At 70.6% G+C, this 21,633-nt stretch carries 20 protein-coding genes and 1 pseudogene; 8 read left to right on the forward strand and 13 right to left on the reverse strand.

Annotation, left to right across the window (positions count from 1 at the left end; genetic code table 11):
- From OG714_RS49465 to OG714_RS49475, 3 genes are all read right to left on the reverse strand, one after another.
- The gene (locus OG714_RS49465; RefSeq protein ID WP_406131052.1) at positions 1 to 801 is read right to left on the reverse strand and encodes an enoyl-CoA hydratase/isomerase family protein; all 801 of its coding nucleotides are present in this window, start codon (positions 799 to 801) and stop codon (positions 1 to 3) included.
- 82 nt (positions 802 to 883) lie between these two features.
- Positions 884 to 1,684 carry a FadR/GntR family transcriptional regulator gene (locus OG714_RS49470; RefSeq protein WP_406131053.1) on the reverse strand — a complete coding sequence of 267 codons (801 nt, stop codon included), beginning with the start codon at positions 1,682 to 1,684 and terminating at the stop codon, positions 884 to 886.
- Positions 1,685 to 1,805: 121 nt separating this feature from the next.
- Positions 1,806 to 1,964 (reverse strand): Arc family DNA-binding protein, encoded by a 159-nt coding sequence (locus OG714_RS49475; RefSeq protein ID WP_406131054.1) that lies wholly within the window; start codon positions 1,962 to 1,964, stop codon positions 1,806 to 1,808.
- Between the two features lie 28 nt (positions 1,965 to 1,992).
- On the opposite strand from OG714_RS49475, the gene OG714_RS49480 reads away from it, so the two are divergent.
- Entirely contained in the window at positions 1,993 to 3,273 is a 1,281-nt protein-coding gene (locus tag OG714_RS49480; protein ID WP_406131055.1) for an RNA-guided endonuclease InsQ/TnpB family protein, read from the forward strand.
- On the opposite strand, the gene OG714_RS49485 is transcribed toward OG714_RS49480, so the two are convergent.
- The 3 genes from OG714_RS49485 to OG714_RS49495 are packed head-to-tail and all read right to left on the reverse strand — an operon-like array spanning position 3,230 to position 5,831.
- Positions 3,230 to 3,997 (reverse strand): SDR family NAD(P)-dependent oxidoreductase, encoded by a 768-nt coding sequence (locus tag OG714_RS49485; RefSeq protein WP_406131056.1) that lies wholly within the window; start codon positions 3,995 to 3,997, stop codon positions 3,230 to 3,232. The genes OG714_RS49480 and OG714_RS49485 overlap by 44 nt on opposite strands.
- Positions 3,998 to 5,164, reverse strand: coding sequence for an acyl-CoA dehydrogenase family protein (locus OG714_RS49490; RefSeq protein WP_406131057.1), 1,167 nt, complete (start codon positions 5,162 to 5,164; stop codon positions 3,998 to 4,000).
- 46 nt (positions 5,165 to 5,210) lie between these two features.
- Positions 5,211 to 5,831, reverse strand: a complete 621-nt coding sequence (locus tag OG714_RS49495) for an HAD family hydrolase (RefSeq protein WP_406131058.1) — start codon at positions 5,829 to 5,831, stop codon at positions 5,211 to 5,213.
- Between the two features lie 141 nt (positions 5,832 to 5,972).
- Between OG714_RS49495 and OG714_RS49500 the strand changes: the two genes are divergently transcribed.
- The 3 genes from OG714_RS49500 to OG714_RS49510 all read left to right on the forward strand — a co-directional run bounded on the left by OG714_RS49500 (position 5,973) and on the right by OG714_RS49510 (position 9,239).
- The gene (locus OG714_RS49500; RefSeq protein ID WP_406131059.1) at positions 5,973 to 6,353 is read left to right on the forward strand and encodes a DoxX family protein; all 381 of its coding nucleotides are present in this window, start codon (positions 5,973 to 5,975) and stop codon (positions 6,351 to 6,353) included.
- Positions 6,350 to 6,817 (forward strand): peroxiredoxin, encoded by a 468-nt coding sequence (locus tag OG714_RS49505; protein ID WP_406131060.1) that lies wholly within the window; start codon positions 6,350 to 6,352, stop codon positions 6,815 to 6,817. The genes OG714_RS49500 and OG714_RS49505 overlap by 4 nt, the downstream gene beginning before the upstream one ends.
- A 64-nt stretch (positions 6,818 to 6,881) precedes the next feature.
- On the forward strand, positions 6,882 to 9,239 hold the full coding sequence (locus OG714_RS49510) for a SpoIIE family protein phosphatase (protein WP_406131061.1): 2,358 nt from the start codon (positions 6,882 to 6,884) through the stop codon (positions 9,237 to 9,239).
- A gap of 26 nt (positions 9,240 to 9,265) precedes the next feature.
- On the opposite strand, the gene OG714_RS49515 is transcribed toward OG714_RS49510, so the two are convergent.
- Together OG714_RS49515 and OG714_RS49520 are read right to left on the reverse strand one after the other, a co-directional pair.
- Positions 9,266 to 9,700, reverse strand: a complete 435-nt coding sequence (locus OG714_RS49515) for a cupin domain-containing protein (RefSeq protein WP_393763040.1) — start codon at positions 9,698 to 9,700, stop codon at positions 9,266 to 9,268.
- Positions 9,701 to 9,833: 133 nt separating this feature from the next.
- The gene (locus OG714_RS49520) at positions 9,834 to 10,664 is read right to left on the reverse strand and encodes an aldo/keto reductase (protein ID WP_327406591.1); all 831 of its coding nucleotides are present in this window, start codon (positions 10,662 to 10,664) and stop codon (positions 9,834 to 9,836) included.
- Positions 10,665 to 10,838: 174 nt separating this feature from the next.
- On the opposite strand from OG714_RS49520, the gene OG714_RS49525 reads away from it, so the two are divergent.
- Positions 10,839 to 11,819: a TauD/TfdA dioxygenase family protein gene (locus tag OG714_RS49525; RefSeq protein ID WP_406131062.1), complete on the forward strand. Its 981-nt coding sequence runs from the start codon at positions 10,839 to 10,841 to the stop codon at positions 11,817 to 11,819.
- Between the two features lie 8 nt (positions 11,820 to 11,827).
- On the opposite strand, the gene OG714_RS49530 is transcribed toward OG714_RS49525, so the two are convergent.
- A complete protein-coding gene (locus tag OG714_RS49530) occupies positions 11,828 to 12,856 on the reverse strand; it encodes an LLM class flavin-dependent oxidoreductase (RefSeq protein ID WP_406131063.1) in 1,029 nt (342 codons plus the stop codon).
- A 72-nt stretch (positions 12,857 to 12,928) separates the two neighbouring features.
- Complete coding sequence (locus tag OG714_RS49535) at positions 12,929 to 14,434, reverse strand: metallophosphoesterase family protein (RefSeq protein WP_406131064.1); 1,506 nt, start codon at positions 14,432 to 14,434, stop codon at positions 12,929 to 12,931.
- An 88-nt stretch (positions 14,435 to 14,522) separates the two neighbouring features.
- On the opposite strand from OG714_RS49535, the gene OG714_RS49540 reads away from it, so the two are divergent.
- Positions 14,523 to 16,811, forward strand: a complete 2,289-nt coding sequence (locus tag OG714_RS49540; RefSeq protein WP_406131065.1) for a zinc-dependent metalloprotease — start codon at positions 14,523 to 14,525, stop codon at positions 16,809 to 16,811.
- Between the two features lie 250 nt (positions 16,812 to 17,061).
- On the opposite strand, the pseudogene OG714_RS49545 reads toward OG714_RS49540, so the two are convergent.
- Together OG714_RS49545 and OG714_RS49550 are read right to left on the reverse strand one after the other, a co-directional pair.
- A pseudogene (locus OG714_RS49545) lies at positions 17,062 to 17,955 on the reverse strand (MHYT domain-containing protein); the annotation flags it as partial.
- Positions 17,956 to 18,109: 154 nt separating this feature from the next.
- Positions 18,110 to 18,292, reverse strand: coding sequence for an antitoxin (locus tag OG714_RS49550; protein ID WP_363097619.1), 183 nt, complete (start codon positions 18,290 to 18,292; stop codon positions 18,110 to 18,112).
- A 222-nt stretch (positions 18,293 to 18,514) separates the two neighbouring features.
- Between OG714_RS49550 and OG714_RS49555 the strand changes: the two genes are divergently transcribed.
- Together OG714_RS49555 and OG714_RS49560 are read left to right on the forward strand one after the other, a co-directional pair.
- Complete coding sequence (locus tag OG714_RS49555; protein ID WP_406131066.1) at positions 18,515 to 19,450, forward strand: SDR family oxidoreductase; 936 nt, start codon at positions 18,515 to 18,517, stop codon at positions 19,448 to 19,450.
- 14 nt (positions 19,451 to 19,464) lie between these two features.
- Positions 19,465 to 20,307 (forward strand): helix-turn-helix transcriptional regulator, encoded by an 843-nt coding sequence (locus OG714_RS49560; RefSeq protein ID WP_406131067.1) that lies wholly within the window; start codon positions 19,465 to 19,467, stop codon positions 20,305 to 20,307.
- Between the two features lie 63 nt (positions 20,308 to 20,370).
- On the opposite strand, the gene OG714_RS49565 is transcribed toward OG714_RS49560, so the two are convergent.
- A complete protein-coding gene (locus tag OG714_RS49565; RefSeq protein ID WP_406131068.1) occupies positions 20,371 to 21,615 on the reverse strand; it encodes an MFS transporter in 1,245 nt (414 codons plus the stop codon).
- Positions 21,616 to 21,633 lie beyond the last annotated feature (18 nt).

Raw genomic sequence — 21,633 nt, forward strand, 5'->3', positions numbered from 1 at the left:
TCAGTTCTCCTCAGGGGGGTTGGCGCGCCGTTCGGCGCGGGCCGCGAGTTCGGTGATGATGCGGATGTGGTCAGGGCTGGTCATCGTGGCCCGCTCGGCCATCAGCGCCGCTTCCATACCGCCGCGCGACACCTGCTCGACGACGGCCGCGAGGGCCAGCTTGGTGGCGCGGAGGGCCTCGGCGGGCTGGGCCGCGAGCCGGTGGGCCAGGGCGAGCGCCTCGCGCATCAGGTCGTCGTGCGGCACCGTGCGGTTGGCGAGGCCGAACTCGACCGCCTTGGCGGCGGGGATGCGGTCCCCGGTGAAGAGGTACTCCTTCACGCGCAGCAGGCTGGTGAGCATCGGCCACAGGGTGACCCCGCCGTCGCCGGCCACCAGGCCCACCGAGATGTGCGGGTCCGCGAAGTAGGCGTCCTCGGAGATCAGCACCAGGTCGCAGGCGAGGGCGAGGCTGCAACCCAGGCCCACCGCCGGGCCGTTGACGGCGGCGATCACCGGCAGCGGGAAGCGGATCATCTCGGTCTGGATGGTGCGGTCGAGACTGATGGACCGCTCCCGTAGCTCCGGGTCGGTGTGGTGCCGTAGGAGATGGTCGAAGTCGCCGCCGGCGCTGAACGCCCGTCCCGCGCCCGTGAGGACGACGGCTCGGGCCTTGGTGTCGTCCGCGAGTTCACGCCACACCTCCGACAGGCGGCGGTGCAGTTCCTCGGACACGCCGTTCAGCCGGTCGGGGCGGTTCAGGGTGACGATGCGGACGTCTCCGTCGGCGGCCACGGTCAGCACGGGAGTCACCTTGCTCATACCGGGATGGTATTAAAGGTCAGACCGATACTGTCAATGGTGTTGCACGAAGAAGAGAATCACATTCTCACGTTCGGGTGGGTCAGTTCTCGGAATCCGTGAGCTCCACGCCGTCCCGGCGGTCCACCTCTGCGGCGGCGCGGGCGAATCCGCACACATGGCGTGTCATACGGCGCATGGCCGCCTCGCTGTCGCGGTCCCGGATCGCCTCGGTGATCCGGGCGTGCGCGCGGGCGGTGAGTTTGCGGATGTCCGCGTCCATGAACTGCTCGATGTTGGTGGCCGCGTGGATCGACTGGGAGAGAGCGCTCATGAACCCGATGAGAAGCTCGTTCTCACCGGCCCTCGCCACGGCGTTGTGCCAGCGGATGTTGGCGCGCAGGAAGCGCTGGATGTCCTCGCCCGCCGAGACCAGGTCCGTGTGGGCGTCGTCCAGCTCCGTGAGGTCGGCGTCCGTGTGGCGCCGGGCCGCCAGTGCCGCGCAGGCGGGCTCGATCGCCTCCCGCGTCTCGTGCAGGTCCTCAAGGCGAATGCGCTGCCCCCGGATCACCAGCCGCACGGTGTTGGCGAGCGATTCACGGCCCGGCCGGTGCACGAACGCGCCGCCCCCGCGTCCCGGCCGGATCTCCAGGAGCCGTTCGACCTCCAGGATGCGCAGCGCCTCGCGCACTGTCGCCCGGCTCAGCCCGGTCTGCTCGACCAGTTGCCGTTCCGGCGGCAGTGCCGTGCCCTCGGTGAACTCCCCGGAGAGGATCCGCTCGCGCACCTCCGTCGCCAGTACGTCCGAGGCCTTGGGGACGGTGAGCGTGTCGAAGCGCGGCCGGGGCTCACCGGCCGTAGCGCGCCCCCGAAGGGTGCGGGAAGGGTGCTCGGCGCTCTGCACAGGTTCAGGCCTCTCGTCGAAAGCCGTGCTCTTCGGCCTCTTTGGCTGAACCATTCAACACAGCACGCGCGTCGACTGCCACCAGGTACCTCTGAGGATGCCCTGGCCTTGAGGATCGCCGTCAGGGCGATTTGGCGTCCGCAGTGGCGGCGTCGCGCTCACCCTCCAGCCTGTAGACGATCTCGGAGTTGAGAGACCTGCGGGCGGACTTGGCCTGAGCGGTGAGCCATCGGTGCAGTTCCGTGGGGAGCCTGAGTGTGATCTTTGTTTCTCCATCCATGCCCCTAGCGTAGTAGTAGTGTGGTGGCATGACGACCCTAAAGGAAGCCGAGGATTCCGGAGGCGCCCGGTACACCTATCGGCTCCGCCTGTCGTCGACCGCTCGCACCGCGCTGGAGGCGGAGTGGGCGCGCTGTCGGTGGATCTGGAACGAGTGCTGCGCCCGCTCCAAGAAGGCTTACGCCGACGAGGAGAAGTGCGGCCCGGCCCGCCTCGACAAGATGCTGACCGAGGCCCGCACCGCGAACGCCTGGCTGCGCGAAGGTAGTTCGGTACCCCAACAGCAGACGATCCGCGACTTCGCCAAGTCCCGGGCCAAGGCCCTGAAGGACATCAAGGCCCGACTGCCGCAGCACCAGCGGGCTGGGATGCCGAAGCGCAAGAAGAAGCGGGTGGCCGACCCGACGCTGAATTACACGCAACGCGGGTTCCGACTCAAAGAGGGCCGCCTGCATCTCGCAGGCGGGATCGTGCTGAGTGTGGTGTGGTCGCGGGACCTGCCCAAGCCGCCGTCCTCCGTCCGCGTTTACCGCGACAGCCTCGGCCACTGGTACGCCTCGTTCGTCGTGGCGACTACCACCGAGGCACTGCCTGTCACCGGCCGGGTGATCGGCATCGACTGGGGAGTGAGGGAAACCGCGACCACCACCAGCGACGCCTACGACCTCCCGCATCCCCAGCACGGCAAGACCGCAACCGCCCGCCTCGCCCGCTACCAGAAGCAGATGGCCCGCCGCCGTGCCCCCAGAGGCAAGCCGCGGTCCAAGGGCTACCGGCAGGCACAGGCTCAGGCCGCGAAGGTCCACAAGAAGGCCGCGCGGCAACGGCAGGACACCGCTCGCAAGTGGGCCAAAAGCATCGTCTGTGACTTCGACCAGTTGGCGGTTGAGGATTTCCGCCCGAAGTTCCTGGCGAAGTCCACGATGGCCCGCAAGGCTGCGGACGCGGCGATCAGCACGACGAAGGCGGCCCTGCTGGACATGAGCCGCAAGCACAGCCGGACCGTGCACCTCGTACACCCCGCATACACCACTATGGACTGCGCCCAGTGCGGAGCGAGAACCAAGCACGCACTGCCCCTCTCGGAACGAACCTACGCGTGCACCGCGTGCGGAACCGTGTCTCCCAGGGACAAGAACTCCGCCCGTGTGATGCTCGTCCGGGCTGGTCTCAACCCGGTTGGTGCTGATCGTGCAAGAGCTGCCGGACCGCAGGTCCACAGCCAACGTGAGCCAGGAATCCCGCGCCCATCGGGCGGGGGAGGTTTCAAATCACCATGCCGCCGTCCACCGGCAGGACCTGCCCGGTGATGAAGGACGCGGCGTCCGAGGCGAGGAACACGAAACTGCCCGCGATCTCCGCCGGCTCGGCCCACCGCCCCAGCGGAATGCGGGCGAGCATCTGGGCCGAGAACTTCTCGTTGGTGCGGATGGTCTCCGTCATGGGCGTGGCCGCCAGCGGCGCCAGGGCGTTGACCAGCACGCGCCGACGCGCCAGTTCGCGGGCCAGGGACTTCGTCAGGCCGATGATCCCCGCCTTGGCGGCCGAGTAGTTGACCTGCCCGAGCGTGCCGACCAGGCCCGCCGACGAGGTGACGTTGATGATCCGCCCCCTGCCGTCCTCCGGCAGGAACGGCAGCGCGGCCTGCGCGCAGTGGAAGGTGCCCATCACATGGATGTCGAGGACCCGCCGGAACGCCTCCTCCTCCAGCTTGTCGAACATGGCCGGCGCGATGACCCCGGCGTTGTTGACCAGGATGTGCAGCGTCCCGTCGGCGAGCGCCGCCGCGCGCGCCACCGCCGCGTCGGCGGCGGACCGGTCGCGTACGTCGAGTGCGGCGCTGTCCGCCGTCAGGCCCGCGGCGTTGATCTTCCCCGAGACGGCCGCGGCGGCCGGCTCGTCGACGTCGGTCACCAGCACCGCGGCACCCGCGCGCGCCAGCGCCTCGGCGACGGCGGAACCGATGCCGCCCCCGGCGCCGGTGACCAGTGCCGACCGGCCCGTGAGGTCGAACAGCCCTGTGCTGTCGGTCATTCAGTAGCTCCTCGGGAGTCCCAGCGTGTGTGATCCCAGGTAGTTCAGGATCATTTCCTGACTGATCGGTGCGATGCGCATGAGGCGGGCCTCGCGGAAGTAGCGGGCCACGGCGTACTCCTCGGAGTAGCCCATGCCGCCGTGCGTCTGTACGGCCCGGTCGGCGGCCGTGAACCCGGCGTCGGCGCACAGGTACTTGGCGGTGTTCGCCTCTCGCCCGCAGGGCCTCCCGTTGTCGTACAGCCATGTCGCCTTGCGCAGTACGAGTTCGGCGGCGTCGAGGCGGGTGAGGGAGTCGGCGAGGGGGAACTGGATGGCCTGGTTCATGCCGATGGGGCGGCCGAAGACGATGCGCTCCTTGCCGTACCGCACGGCCTTGTCGAGCGAGGCCCGGCCGATGCCGAGGGCCTCCGCGGCGATCAGCATGCGTTCCGGGTTGAGGCCGTCGAGGAGGTAGCGGAAGCCCTGGCCCTCCTCGCCGACGCGGTCCGCGGCCGGGATGCGCAGGTCGTCGATGAAGAGTTCGTTCGAGGTGACGGCGTTGCGGCCCATCTTCGGGATCGGGCGGATGTCGATCCGGTCGCGGTCGATGTCCGTAAGGAAGAGGGTCATCCCGTCGGTCTTCTTGGCGACCTCGTCGGCCTTGCTGGTGCGGGTCAGCAGCAGGATCTTCTCGGACTCCATGGCCTTGGAGATCCACACCTTGCGGCCGTTGACGACGTAGTGGTCGCCGTCCCGTCGTGCGTACGTCGTGATGCTCGCGGTGTCGAGTCCGGCGCCCGGTTCGGTGACGCCGAAGCAGACGTGCAGGTCGCCGGAGGCGATGCGTGGGAGCGTCCGCCGTTTCAGCTCCTCGGAGCCGTGCACCACCACCGGATGCATGCCGAAGATGGACAGATGGATCGCGCTGGCCGCGTTCATGCCGCCGCCCGACCGGGCCACCTCCTCCAGCAGCAGGCTGGCCTCGGTGATGCCGAGGCCGTGGCCGCCGTACTCCTCGGGGATCGTGATCCCGAGCCAGCCGCCGCCCGCGACGGTGTCGTAGAACTCCGTCGGGAACTCGTGCGCCTGGTCCTTCTCCATCCAGTACTGGTCGTCGAAGTCGCGCAGCAGTCCGGCGACGGACTTGCGGATCGTTTCCTGGTCCTCGGTCAGCTCAAAGTCCATGGAATGTGGACCCTTCTCCGGTTCCGATGGCGAAACATATCAAAGGTCAGACCGAAACTGTAGGGTCCAGATGCGCGGTGATCCGTGCGACCGTGCCGGCGTTGTCCTCGAACAGGTGCGCCCGCATCCCGGCGGCACGGGCGGCCTCGATGTTGCGCGCGAAGTCGTCGACGAACAGGCAGTCGCCGGGCCGCACTTGGAGCCGGGCGCAGGCGATGGCGAAGGCCCTGGGGTCGGGCTTGCGGACGCCGATCTCGTGCGAGTAGACGATCTCGTCGACCAGCCGGTCGAAGCCGTAGGCCGCCGTCTCCAGCTCGCGGGCGCCCACGAAGCTGTTGCTGAGGATGCCCAGCCGGCAGTGCGGGCGGCGCAGCCCCGCCACGTAGTCGATGAGTTCGGTGTTCGGGGTGCCCAGGTACTCGTCCCACAGGTCGGCCATGAAGGACTCGGTGTCCACCGGGCCGAGTCCCAGCCGGGCGGCCACCTGCTCGCTCACCTCGTCCTCGGCGATGGTCCCGACCTCTCCGGCCTCCCATACGTCGGCCAGCCGCCGGTCCGCCGTGCCCGGTGGGAGGCCGAGGCGCTCGTCCCAGCGGGCGAGCCAGCCCGTCCGGGGCGTGAGCTCCAGGACACCGCCGATGTCGAGGATCAGACAGCGCGCGTTCATGCGGGTTCCTCTCGTTCGTCTCCGCACGACCCTCCGGCCTCACCTTTGGGCAAGGTCAACCGGCACCGCTGGACAAGGCCGGCCGTCACCGCCCGTCTACCGTGGAGTAACATCGCGCGGCAGGCCATCAGAGGAGGAACCGTGCCACGGTCCGAACGCTCGTCGCTGCTGCTCGCCGGTCTGTTGGCGACCGCGGGGGTCGCCCACTTCGCCTCGCCGAGACAGTTCGACGCGACGATCCCGCGCTCCCTGCCGGGGTCGCCCCGGGCCTGGACGTACGCGAGCGGTGTCGTCGAACTGGCACTGGCCGCGGGGATCGCGGTGCCGCGTACCCGGCGTACGGCCGCGCTGGCCGCGGCGGGATTCTTCGTGGGCGTGTTCCCCGCCAACGTGAAGATGGCGCTGGACTGGCGGGACCGGCCGGCGCCCCAGAAGGCCGCCGCGATCGGGCGGCTGCCGTTGCAGGTGCCGCTCGTACTGTGGGCCCGTAGTGTCGCGAAGAATGGGGAGGGACGGTCATGACGGGACGCCTGAACGTCGGTGACAAGGTCGAGGACTTCACGCTGCCGGACGAGACCGGCGCCGAGCGCGGCCTCACCGAACTGCTCGCCGAGGGGCCGGTGGTGCTCTTCTTCTATCCGGCCGCCCTGTCCCCCGGCTGCACCACCGAGGCCTGCCACTTCCGTGATCTGGCCGCCGAGTTCGCGGCCGTCGGCGCGCGGCCCGTGGGCATCAGCGGCGACTCCGTCGACAAGCAGCAGGAGTTCGCCGGGAAGCACACCCTCGGCATGCCGCTGCTCTCGGACGCCGACGGCACGATCCGGGAGCGGTTCGGGGTGAAGCGCGGGTTCTCGCTGGCGCCCACCAAGCGGGCCACCTTCGTCATCGGCGAGGACCGCACGATCCTCGAGGTCGTCTCCAGCGAACTGCGGATGAACACCCACGCCGACCGCGCCCTCGCCGCACTCCGCGCCCACCGGAAGTGACACAGGAGCCACAAATGCCGTAGCGCGGTTGTTGCGGCGCGGTAATAGGACCATCCTGGACGATATGGAGCAGGCCTCCGCCGCGGCGGTCATCAATGCCCGAGGCATCGTGACGGGGTGGAGCGAAGGTGCCCGGACACTGACGGGATACCCGGCCGAGGAGGCCGTGGGCCGGTCGGTGGGGGCACTCCTCGCCGAACCTCCCTCCACCACGGCCCTGGCCGCGCTGGAGGGCCCCCTGGTCCTACGGCACCGGGACGGATCGCCGCTCCCGCTCACCGTGCGGGCCTGCCCGGTGCTCGGCGCGGACGGCGCACCGGACGGATACGTCCTCACCGCCGAACCCCTCGCCGCACCCGAACCTGAACCCACACCCGCGTCCACCTTGGCCGAGCAGGCCTTCCAGCAGGCGTCGATGTCGCTGTCCGTCTTCGACACCGAGCAGCGCTACCTCCGCCTCAACGACGTCGCCTGCCGGGTGATGGGAGTGTCCGAGGACGTCCTGATCGGCCGGTTCTTCCCGGAGAGCGTGGAGGACGCCGAGCACAGCCGGAGCTTCCTGAGCAACCTGCGCCTGGTCGCCGAGACGGGCAGACCGGTCCGCTACAACAGCTGGGCGGGCGCTCCCGCCCTGAACCGGGAGCACGCCTGGAGCATCGAGATGTGGCCCCTCAAGGACGACTCCGGCGGGGTGACCGCGGTCGCCCTCGCGGCGTTCGACAGTACCGAGCAGTACCTCGCCCAGCAGCGGCTGGCCCTGCTGAACGAGGCGGCGGCCGGCATCGGCACCACCCTCGACGTGGTCCGCACCGCCGAGGAACTGGTGGAGATCCTCGTGCCGCGCTACGCCGACTTCGCCAGCGTGGACCTGCTCCCGTGGGTGCTCGGCGCGGAGGAACCACCACCGGCGTCGGACGGTGAGATCGTGCTGCGGCGCGTCGCCCACGGCTCTGTCGACGAGGGCACGCCGGGCGCCGCCGTACGCCTGGGACAGACGGACGTCTACGAGCCGTCCTCGCCACCTGTGCGTGCCCTGCGCGAGGGACGGGCGGTGCGTAGTCAGGCGGGCGAACCCGATTTCGTGCGGTGGGTCGCGGACCGCAACGCGCGCTCCCCCGAGGGCAGTTCCTACCGCGTGGGCGTCCACTCGATGATCGCGGTGCCGTTGCGGGCGCGCGGCACCACACTCGGCGTCGCGGTGGGCGTCCGCATGGCCCACCCGGACGACTACGCCGCCGACGACGCCGTACTCGCCGAGGAGTTGGCCAGCCGAGCCGCCGTCTGCATCGACAACGCGCGCCGCTTCGCCCGCGAGCGCTCCACCGCGCTCGCCCTCCAGAACAGCCTGCTCCCCAGGGACTTGCCCGGACAGGCGGCCGTCGAGGTGGCCCACCGCTACCTGCCCTCCGGATCGCTCGCGGGCATCGGCGGCGACTGGTTCGACGTCATTCCGCTGTCCGGCAGCCGGGTCGCCCTGGTCGTCGGCGACGTCGTCGGACACGGCATCCCGTCCTCGGCGACCATGGGCCGGCTCTGCACGGCCGTCCGCACCCTCGCCGACGTCGACCTGCCGCCCGACGAACTCCTCACCCACCTCGACGACCTGGTCACCCACCTCGCGACGGACGACACCGGCGACGAGGTCGCGGAACTCGGCGCCACCTGCCTCTACGCCGTCTACGACCCGGTCTCGCGCCGCCTCACCATGGCCGCCGCCGGACATCCACCGCCGGCCGTCGTCCTGCCCGACGGGACCGCGAGCCTCGTCCCCATGACCGCGGGACCACCGCTCGGCGTCGGCGGACTCCCTTTCGAGGCAGCGGAGTTGGAGCTGCCCGAGGGCGCCACCGTCGCCCTGTACACGGACGGTCTGATCGAGGACCGCGACCGCGACGTCGACCACGCCACCGCCGAACTGTGCCGTGCGCTCACCGCGTCCGCCGAGTCGCTGGACGCGCTGTGCGACTCGGTGCTGAAGGCGGTGATGCCGGAGGAGCCCAGCGACGACGTGGCCCTGCTGCTGGTGCGCACCCGGGCACTGGGCGCCGACCGGGTCGCCACCTGGGACATCGACCCCGACCCCGCGCACGTGGCCGGGGCCCGGCAGGCCGCCACCGAGCAACTCACCGCGTGGGGACTGGACGAGGAGTCCTTCGTCACCGAACTCGTCGTCAGCGAACTCGTCACCAACGCCATCCGGTACGGCGAACCGCCCATCCAGCTCCGCCTGATCCGCGACAGCGCCCTCATCTGCGAGGTCTCCGACGGCAGTTCGACCTCACCGCATCTGCGCCGGGCCCACGCCTACGACGAGGGCGGACGCGGACTCCTCCTCGTCGCCCAGCTCACCCAGCGGTGGGGCAGCCGGCAGACCGGGAGCGGCAAGACCATCTGGGCCGAACAGCCGCTGCCGCCGAACTGACCGGACCGTTCGTCGACCGGGAGGGCCTACTCGAAGGGGCACCCGGGGTTCGGCGCGTCCTCCGAGAACGGCGATCCGTGCGGCAGGACGTACAACACGTCGAGGACGAGAGGGACGTTCCCCAGATTGCGGCCGATGTGCACGTTGCCCGAACCGGCCGGCTCCTGGATGGGACTGCCCGCCCGGTACACGCCGTCGGAGGCGCAGCTGGAGTCGAAGTGGCTGAGGGTGCCCTGCTTGACGATGCCGTAGAGAGGGCCGTCGTGGTAGTGCCAGCCGGTGGCCTGGCCGGGCGGAATGGTGATCTCGCGCAGGGTGTAGTCGGTGTCGCCGATCGTCGTCTGGCTGATCAGCCGGGCGGTGACTCCGGGCCCCGCCGGGGTTGCCTGGGCGGTGCCGCCGACCAGCAGGGCGGCGGCGGCCACCGACCCGGTCACGGCGGTACGGAACGCGGTGCGCATACGAGAACCTTCCGATGAGATCCTGAGCATCCGCCGTGAACATAGAGGCAGGGAAGGCGAGTTGGGGGCAGAAACGCCGACTTCCACCCCCTGAACCCTCAGACTTCCGGAAGCCCCGGAGCTCCCAGGGCTCTCAGAACTCCTCGTGCGTCTCCGGGTCTCCGCCCAGCCGCTGCGGCGTGTGGTCGGCGATGGCGGCCAGTTGGGCCGGGCCCAGCTCGAAGCCGAAGATGTCGAGGTTCGCGCGCTGCCGGTCGGGATCCGCCGACTTGGGGATCGGAATGGCCCCGAGCTGCGTGTGCCAGCGCAGCACCACCTGAGCCGGAGTCACACCGAAGGCCTCGGCGACCGTCACCACGGCGGGGTCGTTCAGCAGCTCGGAACCACGCCCGAGAGGACTCCAACTCTCCGTGAGAACCCCCTTCTCGGCATCGAAGGCGCGCAGTTCGTCCTGCGGGAACAGCGGGTGCAGCTCGATCTGGTTGACGGAGGGCAGGACGCCGGTCTCCTTCTCCAACTGCTCGATGTGCCCGGGGGTGAAGTTGGAGACGCCGATCGAACGGACGAGACCCTCCTCACGGAGCTTGATCATCGCCTTCCAGGAATCGACGAACTTGCCGACGCGGGGCAGCGGCCAGTGGATGAGATACAGGTCCACGTACTCCACGCCGAGCCGCGCCCGGGACTCCTCGAAGGAGGCGAGGGTCTCCTCGTAGCCGTGGTGGCGGCCCGGCAGCTTCGTCGTCACGAGGATCTCCTCGCGCGGCACCCCGCTGCGGGCGATGCCACGGCCGACGCCGGTCTCGTTGCGGTAGTTCGTCGCCGTGTCCACCAGGCGATAGCCCATGCGCAACGCGCCGGCGACGGCTTCCTCGGCCGTCGCGTCGTCCATCGGCCAAGTGCCCAGGCCGATGGCGGGGATCTTCGTGCCGTCGTTGAGCGTGTGCGTCGGGATGCTGATCACGGTCGGACCTTCCCTTGACTGTGCGGTACACCCAGTATGGGCGACCTGAACCCCTGTCGCCCTGTGCGGGGATCACTGACACGATCTTCCTTGGAACCCGTACGACCTGGGTACGACCCGGTAGGGAGGCCTGGTACGGACGACCGGCCGGGCACGTACGACGACGGAGCGGGCATGACGACGGACAGCAGCGGTACGACGACGGACGGGGCGGTGCGGGTGGACGGCATGGAGGTGCGGCCGGCCGCCGGGCACATCGGGGCCGAGATCACCGGTGTCGATCTGGCCGGTGAACTCGACGACGCCGTGGTCGCCGCGATCCGCGCCGCGGTGCTGCGCTGGAAGGTCGTGTTCTTCCGCGGGCAACGCCTCGACCACACCGGACATGTGGCGTTCGCGCGCCGCTTCGGGGAACCCGTCGTGCTCGGGCGGCGTGGCAGCGCGTCACCGGCCGGCTTCCCCGAGGTCGAGACGACCGCCGACCGGCTGGAGTTGGGCGGCCGGTTCGGCATGGAGCACGAGGAGTGGCTGGAGCGGCGCAGGCACACCCTCCTGCGCGGCTGGCACTGCGACCACGGTGCTCGCGTCGACCCGCCCGCCGCGACGATCCTGCGCGCGGAGACCGTCCCGCCGTACGGCGGCGACACCACCTGGTCGAATCTGGCGGCCGCGTACGCCGGACTGTCGCAGCCGGTGAGGGAGTTCGTGGACGGGCTGCGGGCCGAGCACCGGCTCGGCGTCGGCTATCAGCCGCGGCCCGGCGACGACGCGTACGTCCGCCACCTCCTGGACCACCAGGTCGCCTCGGTGCACCCGCTGGTACGAGTGCACCCCGAGACGGGGGAGCGGGTGCTGTTCGTCAACGGCTACTACCTGGAGCAGATCACCGACGTCTCCCGCGCGGAGAGCGCCGCGATCCTTGAGATGCTGCTCGCGCAGGCGACCCGGCCCGAGTACACGGTCCGCTTCCGCTGGGAGCCGGGCAGCGTGGCCTTCTGGGACAACCGGGCCACCATCCACCTCGCCCCCGGCGACAACGCCCATCTCAGCTTCCCGCGGACCATGCACCGGGTGATGCTGACCGGCGACATACCGGTCGGCGTGGACGGCAAGCCGTCGGAGCCGATCGTCGGCACCGAGCCCGGCCGCTGGTGACACCGAGGTCAGACGGTGGGCTTCCACCCGAGCGCCGGGCCCAGCTTCGTCGCCATGTCCGTGAGGATCTGCACGTAGTCCTCGTGCTCGAAGGTGAACGGCAGCGCGAACGCCACCTCGTCGATCTCCCTGAACGCGGCGTGCGCGTGCAGGAGTTCGGCGATCTCCGCCGAGGTGCCGACGATGTCCGGCGCGAACATCAGCCGGGCCGGGCCCTGCGGTGACGTCGTACGGGGAGTGCGCTTGCGGGCGAACTCCTCGTACTTCGCGCGCTGTTCGGGCGACGCGGAGTCGGTGGGGATGACCACCAGGCCCTGGGAGACGCGGGCGGCGTCGCCGTCGGGGTGGTGGGCGCGAAACGTACGGACGTGGGAGAGCTGGATCTCGGCGAAGTCCCTTGACTCGTCCGGCCCTTCGGCCTTGACGACACTGCTCGTCAGGAAGTTCATCCCGTGCTCGCCCGCCCACTTCGCCGAGCCCGCGCTGCCGCCGCCGTACCAGAGGCGACGGCCCAGGCCGGGGGAGTGCGGCTGCACCCGGTCGGAGAACACCTCGAAGCCCTCGACCCCGCTGAAGTCCGTGGCCGGTTTGCCGCGCACGAAGTCCAGGAGCCGCCGCACCCGCTCGTAGCCGAAGTCCTCGACGTCGGCCGTGTCGGGGTACAGCGCCTCCTTGAGCTGGTCGAAGTGCATCGGCGGGCCGACGCTCACGCCCGGGTTGACGCGGCCCCCGGACAGGATGTCGACGGTCGCCAGGTCCTCCGCCAGCCGCAGCGGGTTCTCCCAGCCGAGCGGGATCACCGCCGTGCCGAGTTCGATACGGCTGGTGCGCTGCGAGGCCGCCGCCATGACCGCGACCGGGGAGGAGATGCCGTACTGGAGATGGCGGTGGCGCAGCCACGCGCTGTCGAAGCCGAGGCGCTCGCCCAGTTCGATGATCTCCAGCGTCGATTCGTGGCCCCGGCGCGGATCGTCCTCGTCGAAGAGGCCGATCGTGAGGAAGCCCAGCTTCCGCAACGGGCGTGAGGTGGGCGGCACGGGCTCCTCCGGCGGTCGTACGTCAGTTCTGTTCTGTCCTGATTGTGACAGGCGAACATTGCGGGCGTGTGATCAGTGCAGCGGGATGGTGATCTCGTCCTCGACCGGCGGGTCGATCTCCTGGGCGTGGTTGCCGGTGGCCGCGAAGCAGCGCAGGCGGATCGCGTCCGGGGTGACGTCCAGCCGCAGGAAGCACTTGAAGAAGGGCGGGCTGTACGTCACCGAGCTGGGCGAGAAGAGCTGCGTGTAGATCTTGCGCACCGGGAGGCGGAAGCGCGAGCGGCGGTCGGGGCGGCCCCCGGCGCCGAGCAGGCTCGCGACCAGGCGGACGCGCCGGGTGATCCGGACGGGCGGGCCCGGGGTGCGGGTCGGCGGGATGCCGAGGCGCTCGCAGATCACGGCCGACGCCTCGGCCTCGGTGAGGGTGAAGAAGCGGCGCAGGTGCAGTCGGCGGCCGTACAGCCTGCTGTAGAAGGCGAGGGAGTCGCCGCGCAGCGGATAGCAGCGGAAGTCCCGCTCGGTGACGTCGGCGATGTCGACGCGCGGCACGGTGTGGGTCGCGTGCATGAACGCGCCGCCGCCGCCCGAGACCACGTACTGGAGCGTGCGACCGTCCGCCAACTGCACTGGATAGCGTTGGTAGTTGTGGATGTCGCCACCTATCGCGGCGACGAAGTGGTGGGCCGGATCGCTGACGATGTCGTCGACCGTGCCGCCGCCCTCGATGGCGCAGGGGTGGTGCTCGCCGTCCACGTACAGGGGTGAACCGGTGATCAGGATCTTCGGCGTGGGCCCCTTCGCCACCTCGCGCAGCCAGGCACCCTGTTCGGCGTCGATCGTGCCCAACAGGCCCGTGTCGATACCGATGATGCGCACCGGTCCCGCGTCGATCGCCCAGTACGGGCCCGGCTGCACGGCCTGTTGGACCGGTGAGGAGCGCAACTCCCTTGCCTTGTCCAGGCGTTCACCGTCGGACGGGCGGGGGCGGTGCCACAGCAGCGAGCGCAACCAGGCACGCGTCAGGGGGCGCGGCGCCTTCGGTGCGGGCAGCGCGGGCGCGTCGTCGCAGAAGACGCGCATGAAGCCGCCGAGGTCCTCGTACCAGTCGTGGTTGCCGGGTATCGCGTAGATGGGCGCCGGATAGGCCTGGTACGGGCGGAAGAACTTCGTCTCGTAGTCGTCCGCGGCGCCGACGGGATAGATGACGTCACTGGCGACCACCGCGAACGCCGTGTCCTGACTGGCCCTCAGGAAGCCCGGCACGACGGCGTATTGGGGATCGTCGCCCTCGCCGGTGTCACCGATGACCATGAAGGAGAAGGTGTCCGGATCGTCGCGCCGGATCACCTTGTCGACGGGTGCGCCGGCCTCCGCGCGCTGTGCCACCCAGCGGCTGCGGGTGTCGCCGGTCGGGTCCCCGAACCAGGACGCCAACACACCGTTGCGTGCGGCCCACAGGGTCTTCGGGTCGAGCCACGAGACCTTCTCGACGTGGGACGGCATGAGCTGCTGATACGCGCCGCGCTCCGCGGTGCCCCAACCGGCGCCCTCGGGAGTATCGCGTGAAGATTCAGACACCGGTGCACCGTAACAACGGGCCAGCGCGGTGCGAGAGGCAGGGGCCTGACAACATCAACTCGACGTTGCTCAACCGAAAGGCCCCCGCATGCCCGGCGAAGCCGACTTCATCGACCTGATCCCCGACCCCGAACTCCGTTCGGACCGGCTGCTGTTGGGCATCCGCCACTTCGACGAACCCTTCCTCCTCTCCGTCTCCCTCTCCCAGGGCCTGGGCTCCAGCGAGCTCTGGCTGGACCGGGGCAAGGCGGGCCGGACCTGGCTCGCGGAGTTCCGGCGGGTCGGCGACCGGGTCCTGTTCGCCGTCCGCAACAAGCACTTCCTGACCTCCGGCGACGCGGCCGCCGTACGGGCCGGGGACGAGTCGTTCGCGCTGTCCGTGCTGTGGAGCGGGCCCGTGCTGCGCGAGGAGAACGGCGCGGCGGTCGTCGATGCCACCGGGCTAGTCCTCGCCGACCACGACGCGATCGCCGAGCATCTGCACGCCCGCGAGCAGGGCGACTACACGATCGACGCGTCCACGAGCCTCCCGCTCGTCGCCGACAGCCGCACCGGCCCCACCGCCGTCCGGCTGCCCGCGCTGCTCACCTTCCGGGGCCCCGGCCGCGGCTCGGCGGTCCGGGCCGTCGCCGCCGACCCGCGCGCCCTCACCGTCGTCCAGCAGCTGAACCTGCTGCGGCTGCCCGCGTCCCCGCTGCCCGTACGGCGCTACCACCCCGCCTCGGGCGGCTACGGCATCGGCTACGCCGACCACGGCCTCGTCGGCCGGGCGAGCACCCAGGTCAAGCTCCAGCCCCGCTTCCGCGCGGAACCCGGCGGCGTCCCGATCGTCTTCCGGATCGACCCGGCCGTCCCCGAACCGTTCCGCTCGGCGGTCGTCGAGGGCGGCAACTGGTGGCAGCGGGCCTTCGCCCGGATCGGACTCCCGGACGCCTATCGGGTCGAGCCCGGCGACGACGGCTTCGACCCCTACGACTCCGACGTCAACGGGGTGGTCTGGGTGCACCGGGCGGGCCGCGGCTGGTCGCTCGGGCAGGGTCTGACCGACCCGCGCACCGGCGAGATCCTGCACGCCCGGGTACGACTCGGCTCCCAGCGCGTCGAACAGGTCCGCGCGCTCGGCGAGGCCCTCCTCGCACCGTACGGCCGCCCGGACGAGGCCGAACGGCTCGCCGCCGTCGAGGAGTTGGTGCTCGCCCGGCTGCGCCAGCTCGCCGCGCACGAGATCGGCCACGCCCTCGGCTTCATGCACAACTTCGCCAGTACGGGACACCCCGAGCCGTCCGTCATGGACTACCCGCACGCGCGCATCCAGGTCACGGAGGACGGGGACCTCGACCTGTCCGCCGCGTACGGCACGGGACTCGGTCCGTGGGACCACTTCCTGGTCGCCCATGCCTACGGCCGGTTCGACGCCTCCGACGAAGAGACCGCGCTCGCCGAACTGCGCCGCGAGGCAGCCGAGTCGGGCCTCGGCTACATCTCCGACGAGGATGCCCAGGGCCCGAACGCCGCCCACGCCGACGCCGTCACCTGGGTCAGCGGGCCGGACGCCCTCCAGGCACTGGAGACGATGCTGCGCGTCCGCCGCAGCGCACTGGACGGATTCTCCCGAGGGGTGCTGCCGCCCGACCGGCAGACCGGTGAACTGGAGGAACGGGCCGTCCTGGTGCACCTTCTGCACCGCCATGAGGTGACGGCCGTGGCCCGGCTGGTGGGCGGGGTGCGCTACGCGTACGGCCTCGCGGGCGAGGACGGCCGTGGCGCACAGGCGGTCGACGCGGCCACCCAGCACACGGCGCTGACCCGCCTCGCCGAACTGCTGAGGGCCGAGCAACTCGCCCTGCCCAACTCGGTGTTGGACACCCTCACCCCGCCCGCGATCCGCTACGGCCGGACGGACCAGTACCTCGACACGGGTGCCGGGCGGATCTTCGACCCCTTCGAGGCCGTACGGGTCGCGACCGCGCTGGTCACGGAGGAGTTGCTGGACCCGGCCCGGCTCAACCGCGTGGCCTGGCAGCATGCCGCCGACCCCGCGGTGCCCGGTGTCACCGACATCGTCGACGCGCTCCTCGCCCCCACCTGGCGCCGTACCGACCCGGTACCCGCCGAGCTGCCCGGCGGGGCCGCCGTGCAGCACGCGGCCGACTGGACCCTCCTGAACCACCTGCTGACCCTGCTCGACGACACGGCTCTGCACGCGCCGGTCCGCATGTCACTGCGCGGTGCCGTGCGGCGGCTCGGGACGGAGCTGCGGTGCCAGGGCGACGAACAGACGGGTGAGGCGGGCGAGTTGATCCGGGCCTTCCTGGCCGATGCCGGGTCGGTGCGGCTCGATCCGCTGCCCAGGGTGCCGCCGGGCGCACCCAACTGAGCCTGCCGTAGGGCCACGTGACGGCTACGGCAGTGAGGGGCTCAAGTCGGGCCGTGGCGCGCGGTGTTGGTCACCACTCCCCGGGGCGCCGCGGGGTGCCGTACGGATCGGGGCGGCCGCGTGCGGGAGCGGCCGGGGCGCTGTAGGCGTCGCGGGGACTCGGCGGCGACGGGATGGTGGGGCCGCCATGCGGGGCCTGTCGGCCCGGGGCCGGGGTGGCGGGGTCTCTGCGGGTGTTCCGGCTCCGGCTCCGGCGGCTGCCCGGTGGGGCGGCTGGGCTCTCGTAGCGGCCGGGTTGGCCGGCGGCGGAGCGCTCGTGTGTGTCGAAGAGCGAGTCGGGGCGCGGGGTGGGCCGCTTGCCGCCGGTGTCCGGGCCGACCGGGTGGCGTGCGAAGGAGCGGTCCCAGTCGCCCTCGCCCATCACCAGCAGCGGGTCGAACATCACGACGACCCCGGCCAGCAGCAGGAAGACGGCCGGTCCCAACAGCATGGGCAGCAGTATGGAGTTGGCCGAGTCGCCCGTCCACGCTCCGCTGGTGCCGTGCAGGTGGACACTCACGGCGGCCATGCCCGTGTAGTGCATCCCGGACACCGCCACGCCCATCACCAGGCTGGCGCCCAGACTCGCCAGGAAGCCCCGGATGGAGACTGCCGCCCACAGGGCCGCCGTCGCGGCGACGATCGCGATCACCACGGAGAGCGCGACCGTGCTCGTCCGGTACTCGATGTCGCCGTTCAACTTCAGGGCCGCCATGCCCAGATAGTGCATGGCGGCGACTCCCAGTCCGGTGATGACGCCGGCCGCGGAGAGTGTGCCGGCGGTCGCGCCGCGGTAGCCCACGGCGAACACGCCGACGCCGACCACGACGATCGCCACGGCCAGACTCAGCACCGTGAGGCCGGCGTCGTAGCCGATCCGGGTCTCCTCGACCTGGAAGCCGATCATCGCGATGAAGTGCATCGTCCAGATGCCGCTGCCGATCGACGTCGCGCCGAGCGCGAGCCAACCCGCTTTCCACGACTGTCTGTTGTGCAGGGACCGCACCACGCAGCGCAGTCCCAGAGCCCCTCCCAGGCAGGCCATCAGATAGGCCGCCACCGGGGTCACCGCACCGTAGCGGAACCCGTCGATCGTGCCTTGCATGAGCCAGCTCCCCCCAGAGTTGTGGCTTCTTGTGGGGGGAGTATGTATGGATCAGGCCCAGGGCGCGCAACCCTTTCACGTCAGCTGTCGATTAACTCTGTGCTTTCCGGGGTGCACTTCGGTCGCATCGCGGGCGATACGGGGACAGAAGCAGTCAGGGCTGTTGCGGCTTCTCGCGGTCGATGAAGTCCTTGGCCTTGTCCTGCGCCATGTCGACCTGCTTGGCGTGCTTGCCGCCCGTGCGCTCGTCGATCATGTCTCCCGCCCGGTCCACGCCTTCCTTGGCCTTGTCCGAGTGCTGGCCCAGCATTCCCTTGACCTTGTCCATGATCGACATGGCTGTCCTCCTTCGGACGTGCGTTGGCCCTCCCAGCATCCCCCGGCTTACCGCGCCCCGCATGTCGGTGCCGGGCGGGGCCCAGGCAGGGATCGGTTGTCCCTGGATGCGTTGTGCCTTCCTCCGCGCGGGCGGCGCCGGAATCGTGGGTGGTGGCGGATTCGCCGCCCTTCGTCTGCACATCCGGCCATCAGCCAGCCCCGACCGAGGAGCCGAACCATCATGAACATCCCCGAACCGGCCGTGCCCGATCTGACCGGAAAGCTCGCCGTGGTCACCGGCGGAAGCGACGGCATCGGGTTCGGTCTCGCCGGCCGTCTCGCCGCCGCCGGAGCCGAGGTGATCCTGCCCGTGCGCAACCAGGCCAAGGGCGGCGACGCCGTCGGCCGTATCAAGGCGGCCCACCCGGGCGCACAGGTCTCGACCCGCCCGCTCGACCTGTCCGCACTGGACTCCGTCGAGGCCCTAGCCGCGACCCTGATCGACGAAGGACGGCCCGTCCACCTCCTGGTGAACAACGCGGGCATCATGGAGCCGCCCGCGCGTGCGGAGACCAAGGACGGCTTCGAGCTTCAGTTCGGCACGAACCATCTCGGCCACTTCGCGCTCACGGCACGGCTGTTGCCCCTGCTGCGCGCGGCGGGCGGCCGGGTCACCGCCCAGTCGAGCGTCTCCGCGAACATGGGCGGCATCAACTGGGCCGACCCCCAGTGGCGCGCCACGTACAAGCCCTCCCGCGCCTACAGCCACTCCAAGATCGCGCAGATGCTCTTCGCCCTGGAACTCGACCGCCGTAGCGCACGGCTCGGCTGGGGGATCACCAGCAACGTCGCCCACCCCGGTGTCACCCCCACCAACCTGCTCGCGGCGCAGCCGCACATGGGCCGGTCCCAGGACACCGCGTCGGTGAAGATCATCCGGCGTCTCGCGGGCGCCGGTCTCCTCGTCCAGCCCCTCGACGCGGGACCGCTTCCGGCGCTGTACGCGGCGACCGACCCGGCCGCGCGGGGCGGCGCGTTCTACGGCCCCTCGGGCTTCCTGCACCTGAGCGGCGCCCCCGCCGAACAGGCCGTCTACAAGAACGTCCGCAGCGAGGCCGACGCCCGGCGGATCTGGGAGCTGTCCGAGGAACTGACCGGCGTCCGCTTCCCCGTCTGAGAAAGAATCACGTCATGGACCGAGCACAACTGTCCGACTTCCTGCGGACCCGGCGCGAGGCACTGCAACCCGAGGACGTCGGTCTGCCCCGCGGACCGCGCCGCCGCACCCGGGGCCTGCGGCGCGAGGAGATCGCCCTGCTCTGCGGCATCTCCACCGACTACTACGCACGCATCGAGCAGCAGCGCGGGCCGATGCCGTCCGAGGCGATGCTCGCCGCCATCGCCCGTGGCCTGCATCTGTCCCTGGACGAACGCGATCACCTGTTCCGGATGGCCGGCCACAACACACCCAGCCGCGGTCTCGGCACCGACCATGTCAACCCGGGCATCATGCGCATCCTGGACCGCCTCGCGGACACGCCCGCCCAGGTCGTCAACGGCCTCGGCGAGACCCTGATCCAGACCCGCCTCGCGGTCGCGCTGATCGGCAACGAGACCGGGTTCACCGGCTTCAGCCGCAGTCTGGGCTACCGCTGGTTCACCGACCCGCTGGCCCGACGGATCTACCCCGAGGCCGACCACGCGCTGAACAGCCGTGTCTTCACCTCCGAGATGCGCGCCGTCTACTCCCGCCACGGCGCCGACTCCCGGGTGGGTGAGATCGTCGAGGCGCTCCTGGCTCAGAGCGAGGAGTTCGCCGGACTGTGGAGCGACCACGAGATCTCGGTCCGCAGACCCGACGACCGCAAACGCATCAGCCACCCCGACCTCGGCATCCTCGACCTCCGGTGCCAGGTCCTCTTCGACGCCGACCAGGCGCAGGCCCTCCTCGTCTACACCGCCACACCCGGCACCGAGAGCCACGAGAAGCTCCAGCTCCTGTCCGTCGTGGGGGACCGTCAGCCACACCTCTGACGTCACCGTCGTAGTGCGCGGCCCTGCTCTCCCGGCCCTCGGGAAGCCCGGCGATCCCTGCGCTCAGGCACGTACGAGTGGCTCGAATCCGTCGGTGTCGCGGGCCTTGCGGGTGCGGGACACGGCGAGCAGGAGTGCCTGGAAGACCGCTCCGGACAGGCCCACCCACAGGGCGAACCGGTAGCTGACGTGGTCGGCGAGGAGTCCGCCCAGGGGTGCGCCGATCGCCACCATCCCCCAGTTGAACGAGCGGATCGTGGCGTTCATCCGTCCCCGGAGCCGGTCGGGCGTGACCGCCTGGCGGTAGCTCATCTCCACGGGACTCCCGAGCGAGATGGCGCAGGATACGACGAAGAAGGCCAGCGACACCGAGACCAGGGCCCACGGTCCACGCTGGGCGAGGACCAGCGGCAGCCAGCCGACGGCGGCGACGAGACGGCCGGCGACCAGCACGGCGCCGATGTCGAACCGCCGTGCCGCGCGTGCGGAGAACGCGCCGCCGAGCACTCCACCGAGGCCCGCGCAGGCGTACGTCACGCCCAGGCCGAAGTCCCCGATCCTCAGCTCACGCAGCGCGAAGACGACGAAGACCGTGCTGACGACGGTGTTGAAGAGGAGCATCAGGTGCGAGGTCAGCGCGATGGACGCCAGGATCCGATGCCGGTAGACCCAGGCCACGCCCTCACGCAGTTCGCCGAGGAGACCGCGCCGCGCGCCGCGGTCGGGCACGGGGTCGTCGGCCCGCACCGTGGTGAGCAGCAGGCCGGACACCAGATAGCTGACGGCGTCCACGAGCACGGCGAGCGGCGCGCCGACCACCTTGATCAGCACTCCGGCGATCAGCGGCCCGGTCGACCCGGCCGCCGCGTCGGCCTGTCCCACCCGGGCATAGCCCGCGTTGAGGAGTTCCTTGGGGACCAGCTGCGGGACGTAGGAGTGGTTGGCCGCGTCGAAGAAGAGACACAGCAGCCCGAAGGCGAAGACACACGCGCAGAGTGCGGCGATGCCGAGCCGGTCCAGCGCGTACAGCAGCGGGATCGCGCCGAGGAGGGCGGCCCTGCCGAGATCCATGGCCACCATGACCGGCTTGCGCCGGCAGCGGTCCACGAGCACCCCGGCCAGGAGCCCGAAGAGCAGATAGGGCGCCCAGCGGGCCGCGCTGACCAGACCCACCTCCGTGGCGGACGCGCCCAACGTGACGGCGGTGAGGATCTGAAGTGCCAGCCCCGTGATCTGTGAGCCGAACGACGAGATCGCGGAGGCGGTCCAGAAGCGTACGTACCCAGGAACGTCCACCAGGCGCGGCATGATCGGATCGTATCAAGT

The sequence above is a fragment of the Streptomyces sp. NBC_00989 genome, assembly GCF_045162655.1.
Taxonomy (GTDB): Bacteria; Actinomycetota; Actinomycetes; order Streptomycetales; family Streptomycetaceae; genus Streptomyces.